At 37.6% G+C, this 18591-nt stretch carries 18 protein-coding genes; 14 read left to right on the forward strand and 4 right to left on the reverse strand.

Annotated elements, in window-relative coordinates; all coding sequences use genetic code 11:
- Window positions 1-455 precede the first annotated feature (455 nt).
- Both J7I96_RS23775 and J7I96_RS23780 read left to right on the forward strand, forming a co-directional pair.
- Window positions 456-836: a hypothetical protein gene (locus J7I96_RS23775; RefSeq protein ID WP_214771933.1), complete on the forward strand. Its 381-nt coding sequence runs from the start codon at window positions 456-458 to the stop codon at window positions 834-836.
- Entirely contained in the window at window positions 826-1296 is a 471-nt protein-coding gene (locus J7I96_RS23780) for an endolytic transglycosylase MltG (protein WP_214923464.1), read from the forward strand. Before J7I96_RS23775 ends, J7I96_RS23780 begins: the two co-directional genes overlap by 11 nt.
- A gap of 217 nt (window positions 1297-1513) precedes the next feature.
- Here the strand turns inward: J7I96_RS23780 and J7I96_RS23785 are convergent, their stop codons facing one another.
- From J7I96_RS23785 to J7I96_RS23795, 3 genes are all read right to left on the reverse strand, one after another.
- Window positions 1514-2089: a DUF2238 domain-containing protein gene (locus tag J7I96_RS23785; protein WP_214771931.1), complete on the reverse strand. Its 576-nt coding sequence runs from the start codon at window positions 2087-2089 to the stop codon at window positions 1514-1516.
- Window positions 2090-2109: 20 nt separating this feature from the next.
- The gene (locus tag J7I96_RS23790; protein ID WP_214771930.1) at window positions 2110-2676 is read right to left on the reverse strand and encodes a DUF2238 domain-containing protein; all 567 of its coding nucleotides are present in this window, start codon (window positions 2674-2676) and stop codon (window positions 2110-2112) included.
- A 125-nt stretch (window positions 2677-2801) separates the two neighbouring features.
- Window positions 2802-3917, reverse strand: coding sequence for a GerAB/ArcD/ProY family transporter (locus tag J7I96_RS23795; RefSeq protein WP_214923468.1), 1116 nt, complete (start codon window positions 3915-3917; stop codon window positions 2802-2804).
- A gap of 531 nt (window positions 3918-4448) precedes the next feature.
- On the opposite strand from J7I96_RS23795, the gene J7I96_RS23800 reads away from it, so the two are divergent.
- From J7I96_RS23800 to J7I96_RS23845, 10 genes are all read left to right on the forward strand, one after another.
- A complete protein-coding gene (locus J7I96_RS23800; RefSeq protein ID WP_214771926.1) occupies window positions 4449-4802 on the forward strand; it encodes a GNAT family N-acetyltransferase in 354 nt (117 codons plus the stop codon).
- 697 nt (window positions 4803-5499) lie between these two features.
- The gene (locus J7I96_RS23805; RefSeq protein ID WP_396020133.1) at window positions 5500-7098 is read left to right on the forward strand and encodes a spore germination protein; all 1599 of its coding nucleotides are present in this window, start codon (window positions 5500-5502) and stop codon (window positions 7096-7098) included.
- Between the two features lie 26 nt (window positions 7099-7124).
- Window positions 7125-8312 (forward strand): Ger(x)C family spore germination protein, encoded by a 1188-nt coding sequence (locus tag J7I96_RS23810; protein WP_214923471.1) that lies wholly within the window; start codon window positions 7125-7127, stop codon window positions 8310-8312.
- A 6-nt stretch (window positions 8313-8318) separates the two neighbouring features.
- Window positions 8319-8552: a hypothetical protein gene (locus tag J7I96_RS23815; RefSeq protein ID WP_214771920.1), complete on the forward strand. Its 234-nt coding sequence runs from the start codon at window positions 8319-8321 to the stop codon at window positions 8550-8552.
- 12 nt (window positions 8553-8564) lie between these two features.
- Window positions 8565-9650 carry a GerAB/ArcD/ProY family transporter gene (locus J7I96_RS23820; protein WP_214771917.1) on the forward strand — a complete coding sequence of 362 codons (1086 nt, stop codon included), beginning with the start codon at window positions 8565-8567 and terminating at the stop codon, window positions 9648-9650.
- 232 nt (window positions 9651-9882) lie between these two features.
- Window positions 9883-10869, forward strand: coding sequence for an SIS domain-containing protein (locus J7I96_RS23825; RefSeq protein ID WP_214923474.1), 987 nt, complete (start codon window positions 9883-9885; stop codon window positions 10867-10869).
- A 116-nt stretch (window positions 10870-10985) separates the two neighbouring features.
- On the forward strand, window positions 10986-12272 hold the full coding sequence (locus tag J7I96_RS23830; RefSeq protein WP_214923477.1) for an ABC transporter substrate-binding protein: 1287 nt from the start codon (window positions 10986-10988) through the stop codon (window positions 12270-12272).
- Window positions 12273-12314: 42 nt separating this feature from the next.
- Window positions 12315-13193, forward strand: coding sequence for a carbohydrate ABC transporter permease (locus tag J7I96_RS23835; RefSeq protein WP_214771913.1), 879 nt, complete (start codon window positions 12315-12317; stop codon window positions 13191-13193).
- Window positions 13194-13279: 86 nt separating this feature from the next.
- Window positions 13280-14086 (forward strand): carbohydrate ABC transporter permease, encoded by an 807-nt coding sequence (locus tag J7I96_RS23840; RefSeq protein WP_250211001.1) that lies wholly within the window; start codon window positions 13280-13282, stop codon window positions 14084-14086.
- A gap of 17 nt (window positions 14087-14103) precedes the next feature.
- Window positions 14104-14940, forward strand: a complete 837-nt coding sequence (locus J7I96_RS23845) for a PfkB family carbohydrate kinase (protein WP_214771909.1) — start codon at window positions 14104-14106, stop codon at window positions 14938-14940.
- Window positions 14941-14978: 38 nt separating this feature from the next.
- On the opposite strand, the gene J7I96_RS23850 is transcribed toward J7I96_RS23845, so the two are convergent.
- Complete coding sequence (locus J7I96_RS23850) at window positions 14979-15737, reverse strand: GntR family transcriptional regulator (protein ID WP_214771907.1); 759 nt, start codon at window positions 15735-15737, stop codon at window positions 14979-14981.
- A 346-nt stretch (window positions 15738-16083) separates the two neighbouring features.
- Here J7I96_RS23850 and J7I96_RS23855 point away from each other — a divergent pair, with 346 nt between their 5' ends.
- Both J7I96_RS23855 and J7I96_RS23860 read left to right on the forward strand, forming a co-directional pair.
- A complete protein-coding gene (locus J7I96_RS23855) occupies window positions 16084-17277 on the forward strand; it encodes a M14 family zinc carboxypeptidase (protein WP_214771905.1) in 1194 nt (397 codons plus the stop codon).
- Window positions 17278-17515: 238 nt separating this feature from the next.
- On the forward strand, window positions 17516-18580 hold the full coding sequence (locus J7I96_RS23860) for a M14 family zinc carboxypeptidase (protein ID WP_251025243.1): 1065 nt from the start codon (window positions 17516-17518) through the stop codon (window positions 18578-18580).
- The last annotated feature ends 11 nt before the right edge of the window (window positions 18581-18591 follow it).

Here is an 18591-nt window from a genome sequence, read left to right on the forward strand (position 1 = left end):
ATAAATGGCACTGAAAAAATCGTACCTATTAATGAAATAGGAAAAGGAACCTATATATATCTTATCGTTTGGAAACATGTTTGTCATTTAATATACCCTTGGACCTTTTTGAGGGAAAAGTAAACGCAGTGATATATGTGGATGATCAATGGAATGCCCTGTTATATGTGTTGAAAAAAATTGTCGCAGTATGAGGAGGCGAAATAAAGATCATTCACCTTAATATACCAATAATGGTATGAATGCTGAATGGGTTATGGTAAAATGGTCCTGAAATGGAAGATTTATTTTTAGTTTTTTCATTATTAATAGTTATGGATGACCTTCCCACGCCTTTTTTTGTCATAAATACGTGACTATTGTGGTATTTAGTACTTTTAAATCGAGTTTTGGAACAAATCAATATATAATTAGAAAGCGAGATATTAGATTCAAAGATTAAGGAGGGACATAGAATGATGGAATGGGCTCTGATCATTTTGTTCGCTGCAGCAGTATTACTGTTCATTTTATCGTTTATTAAAAAGGATTCTGTAAAAGTGGACAGTCAATTGGAACAGATTGCCAGCACTTTTGGGGATGAAATGAATGTATTACAGGAAAAAATCAGGAACATCGAGATAGATGCTGAAATTACGGTGCAAGAGGCAGGCATTTTGGGAATGTCTTCCGAAAAGCGAAACATGTTGCGTGAAGTACTCGACCTACATAAGCGGGGCTATTCATTTGAAAGCATCGCACTTAAGACAAAACAGCCGGAAGAAGAAATAGTACGGATGCTTACTCCTTACATGAAAACGACGAATGAAAGGAGAAATGTGGCCAATGACATCTAAATCAATGCGCAGCTTTGCCGGAGGCCTTGTTGTTGCCGCAGGCTTATGCGGTGCAGTGAACTTCTTTGGTCCAGGTGAAGCGACCGGCACGTCTGAGAAACTATCAGAAGATGAAATGAAAGAGTCTCTGGCTTCAGAAGGGTATGTCATACATTCCGAAAAAGAATGGGAAGATCAGATTGCTGAAGCACAGTCGGTTAAAGATAAGGCGGAGGCGGAAAAAGAAACGGTAAAAGAACCAACGGAAAAAATCATATACCGTACAGTTCTTACTGTGTCCAAAGGCTCGACAAGCATCGATGTGGGTAAAACCCTGCAAAAAGCGAAAGTCATCAAAAATGCCAATGAGTTTTCCGACGCGGTTGAAAAGAAAGGCAAGGCCAACGGGTTACGACCTGGAACATATGTGGTGGATAGTACGATGACGACGGAAAAAATAATTTCCATCATATTTAAATGAACATAAAAATGACCCTTGTTAAGATGGTCGTTTCAGAATGTAGCCAGACTCGATTTTCATCGAGTTTGGCTACATTTTTTTTGCTGGTACAAATTTGGACGTTGATTGGAACGTGGGGCACTCGCTTTCCGAGACCCCGGAGGCGTTTGCGTCGAGGAGGCTTGGCAGACAGTCGGCGGAAAGGGAGCAGGTACCTGAAATCAACTGGAATGTTTTTTTATATTTTTTTTAACTTTACCTTTGTCCGCACTCCAGCCCACACTGCAATGATAAGTCCTCCAATCGTATCCGCGATTAAATCGATCATTGTATCTTTATTTCCCCCGCCTTGTAGTGTCATTCCGAATAATTGATCAGAACTAAATTCGTAGATCTCCCATATGACACCACCAAGTGCCGAGAAAGAAAGGGTAAACAAAATGACGAACCAAGGGGAAATCTCTTTGCCCGCATTTCTGTATACCAATCGTTCATATAAAGCAATTCCCGTAAAAGCAAGAAGGGAACCGCTTAACAAATGCAAAAATGTGTCCCACCAACCCAGTCCATACCAACCTAAAATAGATCCTAAAAATTGTGAACCGAATAAGAAGATCAAATAGGAAATGATAATTGGCAAATTGAATTGAAGCTTGGTAAATAGGGCCAGTGAAAGGGGAAGTGCCCCACATACCACACCGCCTATCGAAACCAGTGATTTGAAAGTTTCATCGGCTGTATAGTAATAAATAGATAAAGCCCCCATGAAAAGTACATACACTAAACTTAATGAAATAACTAGCTTACGATTCATATGATTACCTCAACAAATCATTATAATTTTAATTTTTGTACACTAGAATAAATGGAAATGAGCAAGCCGCCAGTAAGTCCGAAAATCATATCGTACATGGTATCTTTATTACCGCCTCGTTGCATGGTATGAGTAAAAGTGAGATCTCCCACAAATTCATATATTTCCCAAAGAACAGTGGCAGTGACTGAAAGTGAAAGAACAAAAAGGAAAATGACCCACCTAGAAACATCTTTTCCCGCTTTTTGAGGGATGTATAGTTTATAAAGGGCAATCCCCACAAAACCCACGAAGATGCCTTTGTAGAAATGAAGTCCAGAGTCCCACCATTTAAAATCAACATAAAAATTTGCGATGGACCCTAAAAATGAAGTACAGAAAACAAAAACATAATAGCCGATTATGATTGGAATGTTAAAGGGGTTGTTTTTTACAAACAGTAATGAAATGGGCAAGGCACTTACCAATATTCCCCCTAGAGCCACCATCCATCGAGAAGAATCATCTTTTTTGAGGTAAAAGATGAGTAAACCAGTCATGAATGCTATAAATACCAAACTAAAAATAATGATTATTTTATGTTTCAATATACTCACCTCATTCGTAAATATTCATTACGATCATCCAATCGAGCAGATTGAACGGCAAAATTGAATTTTTAGGGTATTTTTATGTTGTTCTTTTTTAAATTCTCCATCTTACTTTAGTATGATCATTGTTGTCTACCAGGGGGCTTTTTAATGATGTTTCTAAATTTAGCTGTTATAAATAATAATAAAGGCAATACCAGACCAAAAGCCGCTACATGGAATAACCATATATGTTTATTGTATTCCCCGGATGAAGAGACCGTCGGAAAAACAATCAATGAATAACAAACCATTATCATCCCTAATGCTGTAGTAAATGGCCGATAATCTTTTATATTGAATATGTTTGAAAATACGACAACAGAAACATAAAAATACATAACCGTCCTCGTATAGGTTGTAAAAATCCAAATAGTGGCAATTACTGCTTCGATCCGCATTAGGAAATTCCCTACATTTATTTTTTTTGCCATCGTATAGCTTGGAGCGATATTTCTTGCGGTGTTATCGGGTCCAAGAACCAAGATATTCATCATGATAACCAGAATTAATATGATTCCTCCAATCAAAGTGCCAATATAAAAAGCCTTTTCCCCTTTTTTTCTTTCATTGACTTTTGAAGGGAAAATCATTAAAAACATAACAGGGGACAGCGTGAACACGCTGACATAAAAAAGTATCGCCCGTATTAAGGGGTTGGCTCCTCCTTCAAATACTGGCTGAATGTTATGAATGTTTGCTTGAGGAATGATGGAAACCAAAAAAATAGTCAGTAATAGTAATACGGGTATGAAGAATATTTCCAGAGTACGTGTAAAAGTTTCAATACCAAGGTGAACTGTAAAGATCACCACGGCAGCTAACAATATATTTAATGCTACAAGAGGAGTATCCGGCATCCAAAAAGTTTTAATGAAATTCCCCACATAATAAGTGGTCTCTGCAGCAGTTGAAAAAGACCAAAAGAAAAAAGTGAGATTGATCATCTTTCCGACTAACTTACCGAAAACCTTTTCATTTATTTGATCTAAAGCGAGATCAGGATATAAATTTCCAACCCTGATGTAAAACCATACAAAAATTAATGCGATTCCTGTTCCAAATAATGCAGCAAGCCACGCATCTTGCTTTGCAAAACCAGCTAAAGGAGAAGGAGTATGTAAAATAACCGTTCCTACCGAATACAAAAGGATTAAAATCATCAATTGATGTGATGAAATTTTGAAACTACCAGGCATTATTTTTCACCTATTTGTTTGTTCCTTCCTTCTTAATACTCCTTATTTTTGTCTATTCTTGTTCAAGTTATTCACACGGACATAATTGCCTATCTTCAACAATCCAACCCCGTTACATCAATCGGTCGCGAATTTTCTGCCTTTTTACTGATGTAGCTCTACTATACAATCATGGAATTACTGTCCAAGAGAAAGTAATTTAATTCCTTAGTCCCGAACCTAAATGGTTAAGGAACGTATATTGTTTTATCATGGCCTAATTTTTCAAAAATCCGTACTTGTTAGGGACCTTCTCGACTTTCCGGGACGATATTAATAGAACTGAACTTGTACATTTCCTTTGGTATGGCACGATCCTTGCATATGATTTATAGGTATATCTAATATATGGAGAAAGGAAGAGGATATTGAAAAACATTTAAGCTCTAGGTTATCAAGCATATTTGATAGGGCTAAATGTCAGAAAATTAATCCGGAGTCATAAAGGGCAAGGCGAAGCAGTTTAACTTAAAATGTTAGGAGAATATTAGTATGAAAATACCAGTGGAAAATATAGTGGAGTTAACTGTAGAACATCAATTTTTACAGGCTTATCCTATATTGAGTCAGTTACGTAAAGATTTGAGTTTAAAGGAATATCTAGATTTATTAAATGATATGCGTAAGGAGGGTAAACAGTTATTTGCTTTATATCATGATACAAGCATTGTAGCATTAGCAGGTATTAGCTGGCGTGAAGATTCATATAATGAACGCTATGTTTATGTACAAGATTTGGTTACTGATGTAAATCATCGTCCCAGTGGCCTTGGATATAATCTGCTCAGTTATATACATAATTGGGCAAAAGAACAAGGAGCTGAATATATTACGTTGGAAGCTTGAAAGCGGCGCCTTTTCACCCATATTAGGATGGGGAAGAGGACTTATTGGGCGTAGTCTTTTTATCGTACATGTACCGGAAATTAAATGTCGCGACTTCAAGTGTGTTGGGAAAATGGGGACATAATGATTATGAAGTTGAGGTTGGAAAAACCAGGTATTAATTAACTTGGAATGAAGGAAAAAAGTTCTTTACGCCCTAATATAAGCCATCCAAAAATTAGTTGAAAGCTTTTAAAAACTCTGTGGAAATATACAGGGTTTTTTTTGGCCCTAAACCATCCTTTTTTCTGTCAATTTAGTCCAATAATGGATTATGCGAATATTGGCAATCTATGCATTTACTCATAGGCTGCTTTTATACATAACTCCCAATGGATTGATTTAGATTGTGCACCCTGCCGAATTGATTCTAAAAGGCAAATTGTTTCCGAGTGTGAAAAGATGCGGGAAGTGGTTGATAACAATCGTAGATATAAGGGAAAAAGTGAAATTTTGATAAAAGATTATCATGTATATAATGTTTTTTGAACAGCAATTTATTTTACATACATGGATATAATTGCAGCGAAGGTGAAAACCTAATTTTAACAAACTTTTGGTTATGAGGGGGTTAGCATTGAAATCTCGAGTTCCTATCCCATTGAGGAAGTTAATTGAAGTTAAACAATCGGTGAAAAATAAAAAACAACTAGAAGACCTGAATCAAAGCGAAAATCCAAACTCCAGCAAAACCAAAAACCAAAACCAAAATCCAGTTACATCCCAAAACAGAAGTAATGGCTCAAAGAATCATCAAACAAAACTTATATCCCCTGATCTTCAATATAATATAGACCATATTAAGAAAACGTTAGGAAATAGTTCAGACATCGTTATCAGGGATTTCCAAGCAGGTAAAAATGGGGAAATTAAGTTAGGCATCGTTTACACAGATGGATTAACGGATTCTGCTTCCATCCAGGATTTAATCCTCGACACTTTGATGGTTGAAATTCGGAACTCTGACTTGGACGTAGCGGTACCTGATTGTTTTGAATTGATAAAATCACATACTCTTCCTGTAGGGGGAATAGTGGAAATTACAGATTTTCAAAAGCTTTTCAACCATGTTTTATCGGGAGACACGATGTTATTGATGGAAGGCTCCCCAAAAGGATTGGCACTCGGCTCGAGAGGGTGGGTCGATCGCGGAGTTCAAGAACCTTCCTCCCAAACAGTAGTAAGAGGGCCAAAGGATGGATTTACTGAAACGCTGCGAACAAATACTGCCTTAATACGACGGAGAATAAAAGATCCTAACCTTTGGCTTGAAACAAAGCAGATTGGAGAAAAAACGCAAACGGACGTTGCGATTATGTATTTAAAAGGTGTTGCCAATGATAAAACCGTTTCAGAATTGCAAAGCCGGTTAAATCGAATCAATATAGATGCGATTCTTGAGAGTGGATACATTGAAGAGCTTATTCAGGATGAAGTATACACTCCATTTCCGACGGTTTACAATACGGAGCGTCCTGATGCTGTAGCCGCTGCCATTTTAGAAGGAAGGATTGCGATAATGGTTGACGGAACGCCGTTTGTCCTTATCGTTCCGGCTCTGATGGTGCATTTTTTCCAGTCCAGTGAAGACTATTATCAACGGGCAGATATTGCCACATTAATTCGAGTATTACGGTATTTATCCTTTTTCCTTGCTTTGCTGACACCGTCACTGTATGTAGCTGTTTCGACTTTTCATCAGGAAATGCTTCCTACTCCATTACTCATAAGTCTAGCTTCACAACGAGAGGGAGTTCCTTTTCCTGCTTTTGTCGAGGCGATGCTGATGGAGGTAGTGTTTGAAATTTTGCGTGAGGCAGGTGTGAGGATGCCAAGGGCAATCGGTTCATCCATTTCCATCGTTGGTGCATTAGTAATTGGACAGGCTGCTGTGGAAGCAGGGTTCGTTTCAGCAACAATGGTTATCATCGTGTCCTTGACAGCCATCTGCAGCTTTGTGTTTCCAGCCAATAGTATGGCCAGCGCTTTTCGTATGCTTCGATTCTTGTTTATGATCCTTGCCGCTACATTTGGATTATACGGGATCATTTTGGGGCTGATCGTGATGGTCCTGCATTTAAATAGCTTACGATCTTTTGGTTTACCATATTTAGCTCCAAATGCACCATTCATTTTACAAGATCAAAAAGACAACATCATTCGTATGCCACATTGGTCATTATTAAAGCGGCCCCGATTGATCAGTAAAAACGATACAGACAGAGGAGATATCAGTTCTCCGAAACCACCTAGTTAAATTGATGAGATTATGAGGGTTTTTCGATGAAAAAATTGCTAAAGGTATTTTTAATGTTACCTATAATTTGTTTATCAGGCTGTTGGAGCAGCATTGAGTTGAATGAACTTGCCATCGTTACTGCCATGGGAATCGATAAATCGGATAAAGGATATCTTGTAACCGTCCAAGTTCTGAATCCGAGTGAGCTGGCTGGTGATGCCAGGTCTGGACGCACGGAAGTTGTAACCTTCAGGAAAAGCGGTGTAACCATTGCTGAAGCAATAAGAAGCCTATCAACTGATGTACCAAGAAGGTTATATGTCGCACATCTTCGTGAAGTTGTCTTTGGTGAGGAAATGGCCAGGGCAGGAATTGCAAAGCCTCTGGATGTCCTTTCCCGGCAAAAGGAGTTGCGTTCCGATTTCTATATGACCGTTGCGAAGGGTTCAACTGCTTATGATACGCTTAATGTGCAAACGGCCCTTGAAAAAATACCGGCAAATAAAGTGTTTAACTCCTTGGAAAATTCAGAGAAAAGATGGGCGCCGACAAGGACGGTCACTTTGGATGAGCTGGTCAGCAGTATCGTCAGCAAAGGCAGACAGGCCATGCTAACGGGGATTCTAGTTTATGGTGATCCCGAATCCGGAAGCAAGGTTACGAATGCACAAAATATCTCCCCGATATCCGGTTTGCGATTGGACTATCTTGGAGTATTCAAGAAGGATAAACTTGTCGGCTGGTTAAACAGGAACGATAGTAAAGGTGTTAGTTACGTTACAGATCATGTTAAGTCTACTGCGGTAAATATTCCATGTGAGGGTGAGCAAATTACGGTCAACACGACTAGTTCAAAAACGAAAATCAAGGGGAAAGTGAAAAATGGAAATCCGAAAATTGATATAAATGTCACGTCAGAAGGGAGTATAGGTGAAGTAGAATGCACTATCGATTTATCAAAACCTGAAAAAATTGAAGAATTGAATAAAAGATACGCAAAAAACATTAAGGATAAAATAGAAGGATCGATAAAAACGCTTCAAGAGAAGTATCAAAGTGACATCTTCGGTTTTGGTGAAGAAATTCATAGAACTGATCCCAAAGAATGGAAACGTTTAGAAGGAAATTGGGATCAGGAATTCGCAAATTTGGATGTGAAAGTAACCGTTAATGCAAAGATACGCAATTTAGGCACCATATCAGAATCCTTTCAAAAAGAAATCGAGGAGTAAAGATCAATGTGGGCAATTATTGGAACTGTGTGTACGGGAGCTATTATTTCATTTTTCGAAATACCACCCCTTATTAAAAAGAAGTGCTGGAAGGAAATTGTCATTTTCATTTTATTGCTTTTAGTTGGCATGACGTTGAGTATTTTAATTATCAAGGATGTTACCATTCCCACTCCTATAGATTGGATAACGAAAATATATAGTCCACTCGCTCATTTCTTGGATCGTATTTTATCCTAGGGAGGTATCGATATGCTCGAAAAAGGAAAAATCAGCTCTGGTGAATTTCTTATAATGGTCATCATATTCACCATAGGAGGAGCGATACTTACTTTACCTTCCGTACTTGTCTCTTTAGCAAAACAGGATGGCTGGATTGCCTATATTATAGCTACTCTCATCGGGTTATGTTTCGTTTTCTTATTTACCCGGCTCGCATCGCTTTACCCATCCATGACTTATATAGAAGTTAATGAAAAAATATTTGGGAAATGGATCGGGAAGATCTCTGCACTGCTATTCTTATTTTATTTATATTACCTTTCTTCAGCGTTACTTAGTGAAATTGGGAATTTTTTTTCATCACAGGTTCTGGTTGAGACACCTATGGAAATGATTATGATCTTGTTTATAATAACAAGCTTATTTGGTGCACGGCTAGGATTGGAAGTTATCTGCCGGACTGCATTAATCTTTTTTCCTTGGCTTGTACTGCTGCTTTTCATTTTATTCGTATTTCTTATCCCGGATATCAAAATCGAAAATTTGCAACCTATATTTGAAGAAGGCATGAAACCGATAATGAAGGGATCATATCACTCTTTAGCACTGCCTTATGTCCAGCTTGTTTTCTTTTTGATGATCACTCCATATGTACATGAAAAGGCTCAAATGAAGAAAAGCTTTTATTTAGGGACTATATTAGGTGGCGGCGTTCTTTTCTTAGTGATCCTTTTCTGTATCCTCGTAGTGGGTGCTGATAATACAGCAAGGTTAACCTACCCTTCTTATAAACTGGGAATGAGGATAAGCATCGGTGATTTTTTTGAAAGGGTCGAGGTCATTGTGGCCTTCATATGGGTTTTTACAGAGTATTTTAAGTTGACCATATGTTTTTACGGACTCGCCTTGGGACTAGCTCAATTGCTGGGGATACAAAATTACAAAATACTTCTATTCCCATTAGCTTTTCTAATTCTTACTTTTACCATCTTTTCGCATCCCGATATCGTACATTATCAAAACTTTATGGCTACAGCTTGGACACCATTATCCTTAACGATTTGTTTTATTCTGCCATTGTTATTATTAATGGTTGGGAAAATTAGAAAGAAGTAAGAATGGGGTCCATCATTTTTGATGTTCTAGTGGACGTTAAATAATCTGTAAACAAAATAATTTGCCATGAAAATTTTGATGGTAAAACCGCAATTCAGCAGCTAACTGATTCATGGAAAGGGAGTAAATTAAATTTTCTGATAAATATATTGACTAAAGAATGTTGATGATTTAATATAACAATATATAACATTACATAATGTTGTATATCAAATATTAAAGGAGTGGGAAAATGAGTAAATCGGTTATGAATGTAAAAAGTAATGTAAAAACAGTATTGGATCAATTAAAGGGTAGGAAAATTAACAATATTTATTTGGTAGCATGCGGGGGATCATCTGCCATTATGTATTCAGCTAAGTATATACTGGATCGTGAAGCCAATAATATAACCTCCGATCTGTATAGTTCAAATGAGTTTATACATCGCAATCCACAACAACTAGGGAAGGAATCTTTAGTGATTTTATGCTCTATGTCCGGAACAACTCCTGAAACAGCTGAAGCGGCTAAGTTTGCAAAAAATAAAGGTGCGTTTACAGTGGCATTAACGAACGAACCAGCATCACCATTGGCCAAAAATTCGGACGTGTATATTAAATATGAATGGGGTAATGGTGTAAACGCCTTCGATACAAACCTCAGTGTTTTATATCAATTAGTTTTTGGTGTACTTCATATGGTGGAGAACAATGAAAAGTTTGGAAAACTAGTATCAAGTTTGGAGAACTTACAGCCAGTGTATGAGAAAGCCCTTGAGCAAGAGGCTTCCAATGCAAGGGTATTCGCACAATCTCATGCAAAAGAACCTGTTATCTATACAATGGCAAGTGGTTCGAACTATGGGACAGCCTATTCGTTCAGCATTTGTATCTTAATGGAAATGCAATGGATACACTCACATGCCATTCATGCTGGTGAGTACTTCCATGGACCATTTGAAATTATTGACGAAAATGTACCGTTCATCATTCTATTGGGATTGGATGAAACAAGACCATTGGAAGAAAGAGCATTAGCTTTTTCACAGCGTTATGGCAAAAAGCTAACGGTGTTAGATGCAAAACAGTATGATCTTGATGGTATTGATGAAGAAGTAAAAGGATATATTGCACCGCTTATCTTAAATCGTGTATTACGTCAATATGCAGAAGAATTAGCGGAAGCCCGTAATCATCCTTTAAGCAAAAGGCGTTATATGTGGAAAGTAGAATACTGATAATTGAAGAAAACTTAATATTCTGTATATTTTATTTGCGAATTATACTATAATGTTTTATAACATTATAGTATAATTTCCTGATGATAAAAGCATTTATAAAAAGGAGGGTATTCATGAGAAAGACAAAACTTATATTCGCATCATTTTTAAGTTTATCTTTAATGCTTGGGGGATGTTCTGGTGAAAGAACATCTTCAGAATCAGATGTTGGAAAAACTACCTTAACATTTTTCCATAGGTGGCCAAAGGAACCGGAAAAAACTTACTTTAATGAAGTTGTAAAAGAATTTGAAAAACAAAACCCCGATATCCATATTAAAACCGAAGCAGTCCTAAACGATTCGTATAAAGACAAAATTAAAGTAATGACAGGTACAAATAATCCACCAGATGTTTATTTCTCTTGGAGTGATGAATTTGCCAGTCAGTTTGTGCGAGGCAATAAAGCTTTGGATTTAACTTCTTATTATAAAAACGATCCGACATGGTCTTCTCAACTCGTTCCATCCCAAGTCAAACCATATACATTTAATAATAAGGTATATGGTGTCCCCGTAACTATGGATGGGAAAATGTTTTTCTATAACAAGGATGTCTTCGAAAAATTGAACATACACCCACCTAAAACCTGGAATGAATTTATCGATGTATTAAAAGTGTTAAAAAAGAATGATTACACAGCTCTTCAATTCGGCAGTCAAGATACTTGGACAATTTCCCATTATGTGGGCACATTGAATCAACGTCTGGTTAGTCCGGAAGTGCTGGCAATGGATTATAATCGAAAAACCGGAAAATTCAAGGATGACGGCTACATAAAAGCGCTTGAGAAATTCCAAGAGTTGTTACCTTATTTTAATGAGAATACTAATTCAATAGATCATGAATATGCAAGGCAGCAATTTTCAAATGGAAAAGCACCTATGTTTTACGCAGAAACGGCAGAGATCAAGTTATTTGGACCCACTAAGTTTGAACTTGGAATGTTTAACTTTCCTGAGGTAGAAGGAGGAAAGGGTAATCAAACAAATCTAACGGGATCGCCTGAAGGCTTTATGATTTCTTCCAAGACAAAGCATCCCAAAGAAGCGATGGAGTTTTTAAAGTTTCTAACCACTAAACATATGGGAGAAAAACTAGTCACTGATGTGGGCAAGTATAGTGCAGTTAAAGGTACGGTGAATGAAAATAATTCTTCCCCGGAACAGCTGGAAGCGGTTCAAAGCATATTAAACACAAAAGAAATGGCCCCATGGTTTGACATGAGCATTGATGCGCGTATTGCAGATGCCTATTTAACAGGAACACAAATGATGTTAAATGGAGATAAAACACCTAAACAAATTATGCGTGATGTTCAAAAAGCTGCTGATACCGTTAGATTTGAAGCGAGGAAATAAGGGGAAATCATTTTTCCGGTTTATTAAGGGAGTGATATTTTAATGATAAAACTCGATAAATTTGTACCTTATCTATATCTTCTTCCAGCCTTGGTTTTTTTATTGCTTGTTTATATTCCCATTTTCCAGAATATTGGCGATAGTATGTATAATTGGAGTACATTTTCACCAGATAAAGCATTTGTAGGGATGGATAACTATTTTACTTTATTTAAAGATCCCGTATTTTATGAAGCTTTAAAAAATAATATTCTTTATGCAGTCATTTCAATTATTTTCCAGGTTTTTGGAGGGTTAATTGTTGCAGCTGTTTTAGAAGATAAATTAATCCGTAAATTTTCACCTATATTTCGAACAGTCTATTTTTTACCAGTCGTCGTTTCAATGACAGTCATCGCCTTGCTGTTTTCATTTTTTTACAACCCGGAAGTAGGATTGTTAAATCAGTTTCTTAAAATGATTGGATTGAATAATTTAGCACTGCCATGGTTAGGTGATAGTGAAACGGCAATTTATGCAGTCATTGCTGTCTCACAGTGGCAATCAATAGGTTATATAGCCATGTTATATATCGTATCCATTCAAAAAATTTCACCTGAACTATATGAAGCAGCTGAAATGGATGGAGCGAATAAAATAAAAACGTTTTTTCACATTACGGTTCCAGCAACAAAGGAAATGACATTTGTAGCCGTAATATTAACATTGACAGGTGCCTTTACAGTGTTCAACGAGCCATATATCTTAACCGGAGGGGGACCGGGAACTTCTTCGGAAGTCCTGAGTACCTATTTATATAAAACGGCTTTTTCAAAAGATATGATGGGATATGCTTCTGCCATAGCAACGGTTATCTTAATCATTACGTTACTTATTTCTCTTGTTCAAATGAAAATATTTAAAACAGGAAAGGGGGATTAATAATGGAGATGCCTAAATCAACGATCAGAATACCGGAATTAGTTGTGGAAAATCTAAAGTATGCAAGAAAAAGAAAAACCTATAATATGAGAATAGCGCTTGTTTATGCGGGTTTGATCGCCTACTTTCTTGTTGTTGCATATCCCTTATTATGGATGGTCATCAGTTCTTTCAAAAGCACTGAGGAAATTTTCAACCATAGTTGGTCACTTCCTCATACATGGTTGTTTGAAAATTATGTTACAGCTTGGAATAGTGGGATTTCTTCCTACTTTTTAAATAGTGTCATGGTTACTGGCATGACTTGTATTCTAACGGTTTTAGTGAGTGCGTTAGGTGCATACGGATTGTCTCGCTTTGATTTTCGTGGAAAGGCTTTCATTTTGGTCATATGCTTAGGCGGTTTGATGCTATCTCCCCAAGTAAGCCTGATCCCTTTGTATAATATCATTCAGAAGCTTGGGATATATAACACCCATTGGGCGTTAATCTTACCTTATGTAGCATACAGAATTCCGCTAACCATCTTGTTGATTCGGGCCTACTTCCTGTCCATTCCGAAAGAACTGGAAGAGGCTGCCCGGCTGGATGGGTGCACAAACCTTGGAATCCTTTTTAGGATTTTCATTCCCATGAGTAAACCTATTTTATTAACGACGGTAATTTTAACAGCTTACTATACATGGAATGAATTCATGTTCGCCATCATCTTTATAGACGATGATAGTTTGCGTACGATACCTGCCGGTTTAATGCAATTCCGAGATGCATTGCAAACCGATTGGGGAGTGTTGCTTTCTGGATTAACGATTTCAGCGGCACCTATCGTCATTTTATTTTTATTCATGCAGAAGTATTTTATCCGTGGAATTGCTAGTGGAAGTGTAAAATGATAACAGGGGGAACAGGCATGAAGCTAATTGGAATTGGGGATAACGTAGTAGATTTTTATAAAGACCAAGGAAAGATATATCCCGGCGGCAATTCATTAAACGTGGCAGTAATGTACAATCGTTTAAATGAAGAGCAATCTTCATATATTGGCATTGTAGGAAATGATGGGGCGGCAGACCATGTGTTGGAGGTATTGCAAAAGGAAAAGATGGAGATTAGTAGAGTAAGACAAGCAGTAGGAGAGAATGGTATGGCCGTCGTCGCGTTGGATAAGGACGGGGACCGAATTTTCATTGGTTCCAATAGAGGGGGAATTCAATCGAGATTGGGGATTGTACTGGATGACGAGGATTTGGATTATATTCGGCAACACGACCTTCTTCATACAAGTGTTTATAGCCATATAGAGCATAACCTCCCAATATTAAGCCAACTTATTGACATTTCTTTTGATTTTTCGACAAATAAAGAAGAACACTATTTACAAAAAGTTTGTCCGTATGTGACTTATGCATTTTTTTCAGGAAGTAATTTAAACACTGCAGAGTGCCATGCACTGATTCAAAAGGTGCATTCGTTCGGCACAAAAGTGATATGTGTTACTCGTGGGGAGAAGGGAGCAATTTTATCAACTGAAAATCAATTATATGAGCAAGCTATTATCCAAACCAAAGTTGTGGATACATTGGGGGCGGGAGATTCATTTATTGCTGGTTTTCTCTCATCGTACGTCCAAGGGCAAGATGTAAATAAAGCTTTACAAAAAGGAGCTTTAGTTGCCTCCCAAACCTGTCAGGATTATGGAGCTTTTGGGTATGGTAAAGAATATATTCCTGACCATATACTGGTTTAGCATGATTTATAGATGGAAAAAGGTAACGAGATCCCGGATTAGGACGGGGATTCGTTACCTTTTTCTTGCGACATGGAACTATCAATCGTAAAGGTCACGCGATTGGCAGGATAATATAAGAAGGAGGAATGGATGGGCTGCTTCTTTGCGTCAAATGCCACTTTCTCCACTTTGAAAAGGGGATCTCCCACTTCGCACTCTAAAAATTTTGCTTCATCTGCATTTGCCAATACCATATTTAAAAGTTTCGTGTTATGAACAGGAGTTATATTATATTTATGCTTTATGATGTCATACATGGAAACGGAGTTATGGACATGTTCATTTAATTTAGGCAGAACCTTTAAGGAATAATGAGAAATTTCTAAGGTGAGAGGTTGATTATCATAGTATAAGATCCGTTGTAATTCAAGAACATCACTTTCAGGAGTAATCTCCAAGGATTTAGAAATATTAGCCGGTGCGGGTATGGTCCCAAATGAAAGGATTTTAGTTTGAGGTATCTTCCCTAATTCTGACATATATTCAGCATGACCATTAACAGCAAATAGTTCCCTTTTTACTTTAGGATATTGGACAAATGTTCCCTTTCCTTGTTGACGTATTAGAAGACCCTCTTCCACCAAGTCCAAAACAGCTTTTCTAACAGTAATGCGACTAACTCCATATATGTCACATAATTCTGTTTCAGTTGGTAATCTTTCGCCAGGAGAGTAAATCCCTTTGTTTATATCTTCAATAATAGATTGTTTCAATTGCATATATAATGGCGTAGAACTATGAGTGTTGAGTTTCATATTTTCCCCTTTCTCTTATTTTTTTTCTTTTATTATAACGTAATGTGATGTTATAGTACAAATCATCAATTCGACTAAATGCATAGTCAACATATATAAATGGTTAAAGGCATTCTGCAACAACGATCCGAGATAACAATGTCGGGGATCGTGGTTGTGGGAAAATATGCATTTTTACACAGCTAATATAAAAAGAGTATTTATTAGTGCAGCACCTAACTTATAGTTAAAGCAGGTGCCTGCATCATAAAATAGCCATAATACGACATCAAATTCCAACATATTTCCACTTTTCCTTTTTGTATAATGAAATAGAAAAATAGTCTAAGGGAGTGATTGTTGTCATATGAAAAACAGGAAAGTTATTTCAACTCTGGGAGTTGCCGTTTTATCGGCGTGTATTGCGGCACCAGCATTTGCAGCTAATGAAACATCCCCGGGAACACCCATTCAACAAACTTATTCGGTTTCAGGTTTTACAGATCATGCTGAACTAGGGAAAAAGCTAGAACAAATTGCGAGTGATAGCCAAGGTAAAGTAAAAGTGGATGTAGCTGGATATTCCAATAGAAATAGAGAAATCTATAAAGCAACCGTGGGGACTGGCGACAAAGTCGTTTTAATTCAAAGTGAGATTCATGGAAATGAGAAAACTGGTACGGATGCCATCTTGAATATTTTGAAGTTTTTGGGGACCAATTCTCCTGAAGCGGAGAAAATTCGTAAAGAAATTACCCTAGTGGCTTTGCCTAAAATTAATCCGGATGCTGCTGAATTGAACCGTCGGGGAAATGATATGACCTGGGCAGAGGTCGTGGAACAGTTTCCGCAGTTAGCAGGAGCGAAACCATCCTGGAACTATTATACATACAAAAATGAATCATTCGATTATGAGTCCAAACCTGGCTTCGATGTCAATCGTGATTTTAATCCTGATTTAAACTATACTCCTCAAGCTAAAGACTTCCCTGGAAAATCATCCACCCCTGGTTGGTTCATTACACCTGAATCACAAACAACACGTGATGTTTACAAGTCTCTACTGAAGCAATACGGAAAGGTGGAGATTTTTGTGGACTTACATCACCAAGCTCCCTATTACGAAGTTGATGGAACGGATGATTTAGTCACCTACTCGATTTCCGCTCAATTTGTTCCTGATCCAAGCTCGCCTTCAGGACAAGATTATGCCAAATATGCAAAAAACTATAATTATGATTTTTCCAGACAATTGAATGTGGCGGTATATAATGCCATGAAAGCACAAGGTAATTCTCCATTTGGGAATATATCCTTGTATCCGCAAAACCAAAACCTTCCTGGAACGGCTTTAGGAGCCTTTGCTTTAAATGGAAGCGGGACAGTGCTCTTTGAAGTCAGGGGTCAAACACAGTCTTTTGGCCAAAAGAAAAAAGGCATGCTCATTAAAGCAGTGGAAAGAGGGTTATATGGAATAATTGATGGAGTTACTGATGGTTCAGTATATAAAATCAATCCGGAACAATACGAGTCAATTCCCTTGACGGAGGGCAGGCAATAATAAAAATTGATAGTTTTATCAACTTAGTAACCAGACGGGTGCCCGCCTGGTTTTTCTTCATGATCGGTTACGGCAAACAGAAATAGTTTTTTGAATATCGCCTTTGACAATTTATTAGTGTAGGAGAAAACTATTTGGAAACATAGTCATTTTTGACTATTAACATAAAGTAGTAAAAATGTCAGAATATTATTAATAGTTATATTTTGATCATTATATTTTATAAGGAGGGTTTTTATTGAATTTTAAAAAGAAAGTTCTATCAGTTTCATTATCTAGTTTAATGACGTTAGGCGCAGTAACAGCTGTTGCGGTGCCAGTCGGAGCGGTTGGAAATGGCCCCAGTGCTGGAAATGGACAAGTGACAACTTCAAATCTTCATACATATGAAAGCCTGGTAAGCTATCTTGAAACACAGGATGCAAAACAAGAAAGGCTGGCACTGGAAGTAATCGGGGAAACGGTAAAAGGAAGGGACATTTACCTCGCGAAGTACATGTCAAATCCTAAGAATCCTACTATACTATTTTTAACGCAACAGCATGGAAATGAACAACTGACTACCGAGGGCGCACTCGAATTCATTAAACATCTAGGCACGAACAAGACTAAAGGCATTTTGGAAAATGTTAATATACTGATCATTCCCATGTTAAATGCAGATGGGGCCATGGGAGATGTTAATTTCCCTCTTGATGACTATTTAGCAAAAGGTGATCGGCATCTAACACGGGCAAATGCAAATGGGATCGACTTGAATCGTGAGCATGCTAAAGAAACTGATTCCATGCAAGTAGAGGTAAAAGCTTTACACGAAAATGTATTTGCGAAATACGATATAGATTACATGATAGATTTACACCATCAAGGGACGCTAAGCGAAACGGACGGTGAACTTGTTTCAGGTTCGATTCTTTATCCTACAAACGCGAACGTAAAGCCTGAAGTGTTAGAAGCCTCAAAAAAACTGGGTGCTGTCGTATATAACTCCATTGAACCAACTGGTTGGGGGCATATTGGCAGGTATGATGGCGGTTCTGGAGAAAATATAGGCCGTAATGGTGCAGCCGTCCGTTATGATATTGCCACATTGCTCTTTGAGATGCGAGGTATGTCGGACCACAATGTGGAGTCAGTAGCGCTAGGACAAAAAAGTAATGGCTATCTCATTAAGCAAACAGTAACCACTTTGGATGCAGCTGTAAGAGCTCTTGCCGATGATTCAATTGAAACTGTCGATGCAAGCTTTTGGGACACCCTGCCAACACAATACAATCGTCCTGGGTCAGAATCAGACGAATAAAATGAAGACAC

Source organism: Bacillus sp. ISL-78 (assembly GCF_018613455.1).
GTDB lineage: Bacteria > Bacillota > Bacilli > Bacillales > DSM-1321 > Peribacillus > Peribacillus frigoritolerans.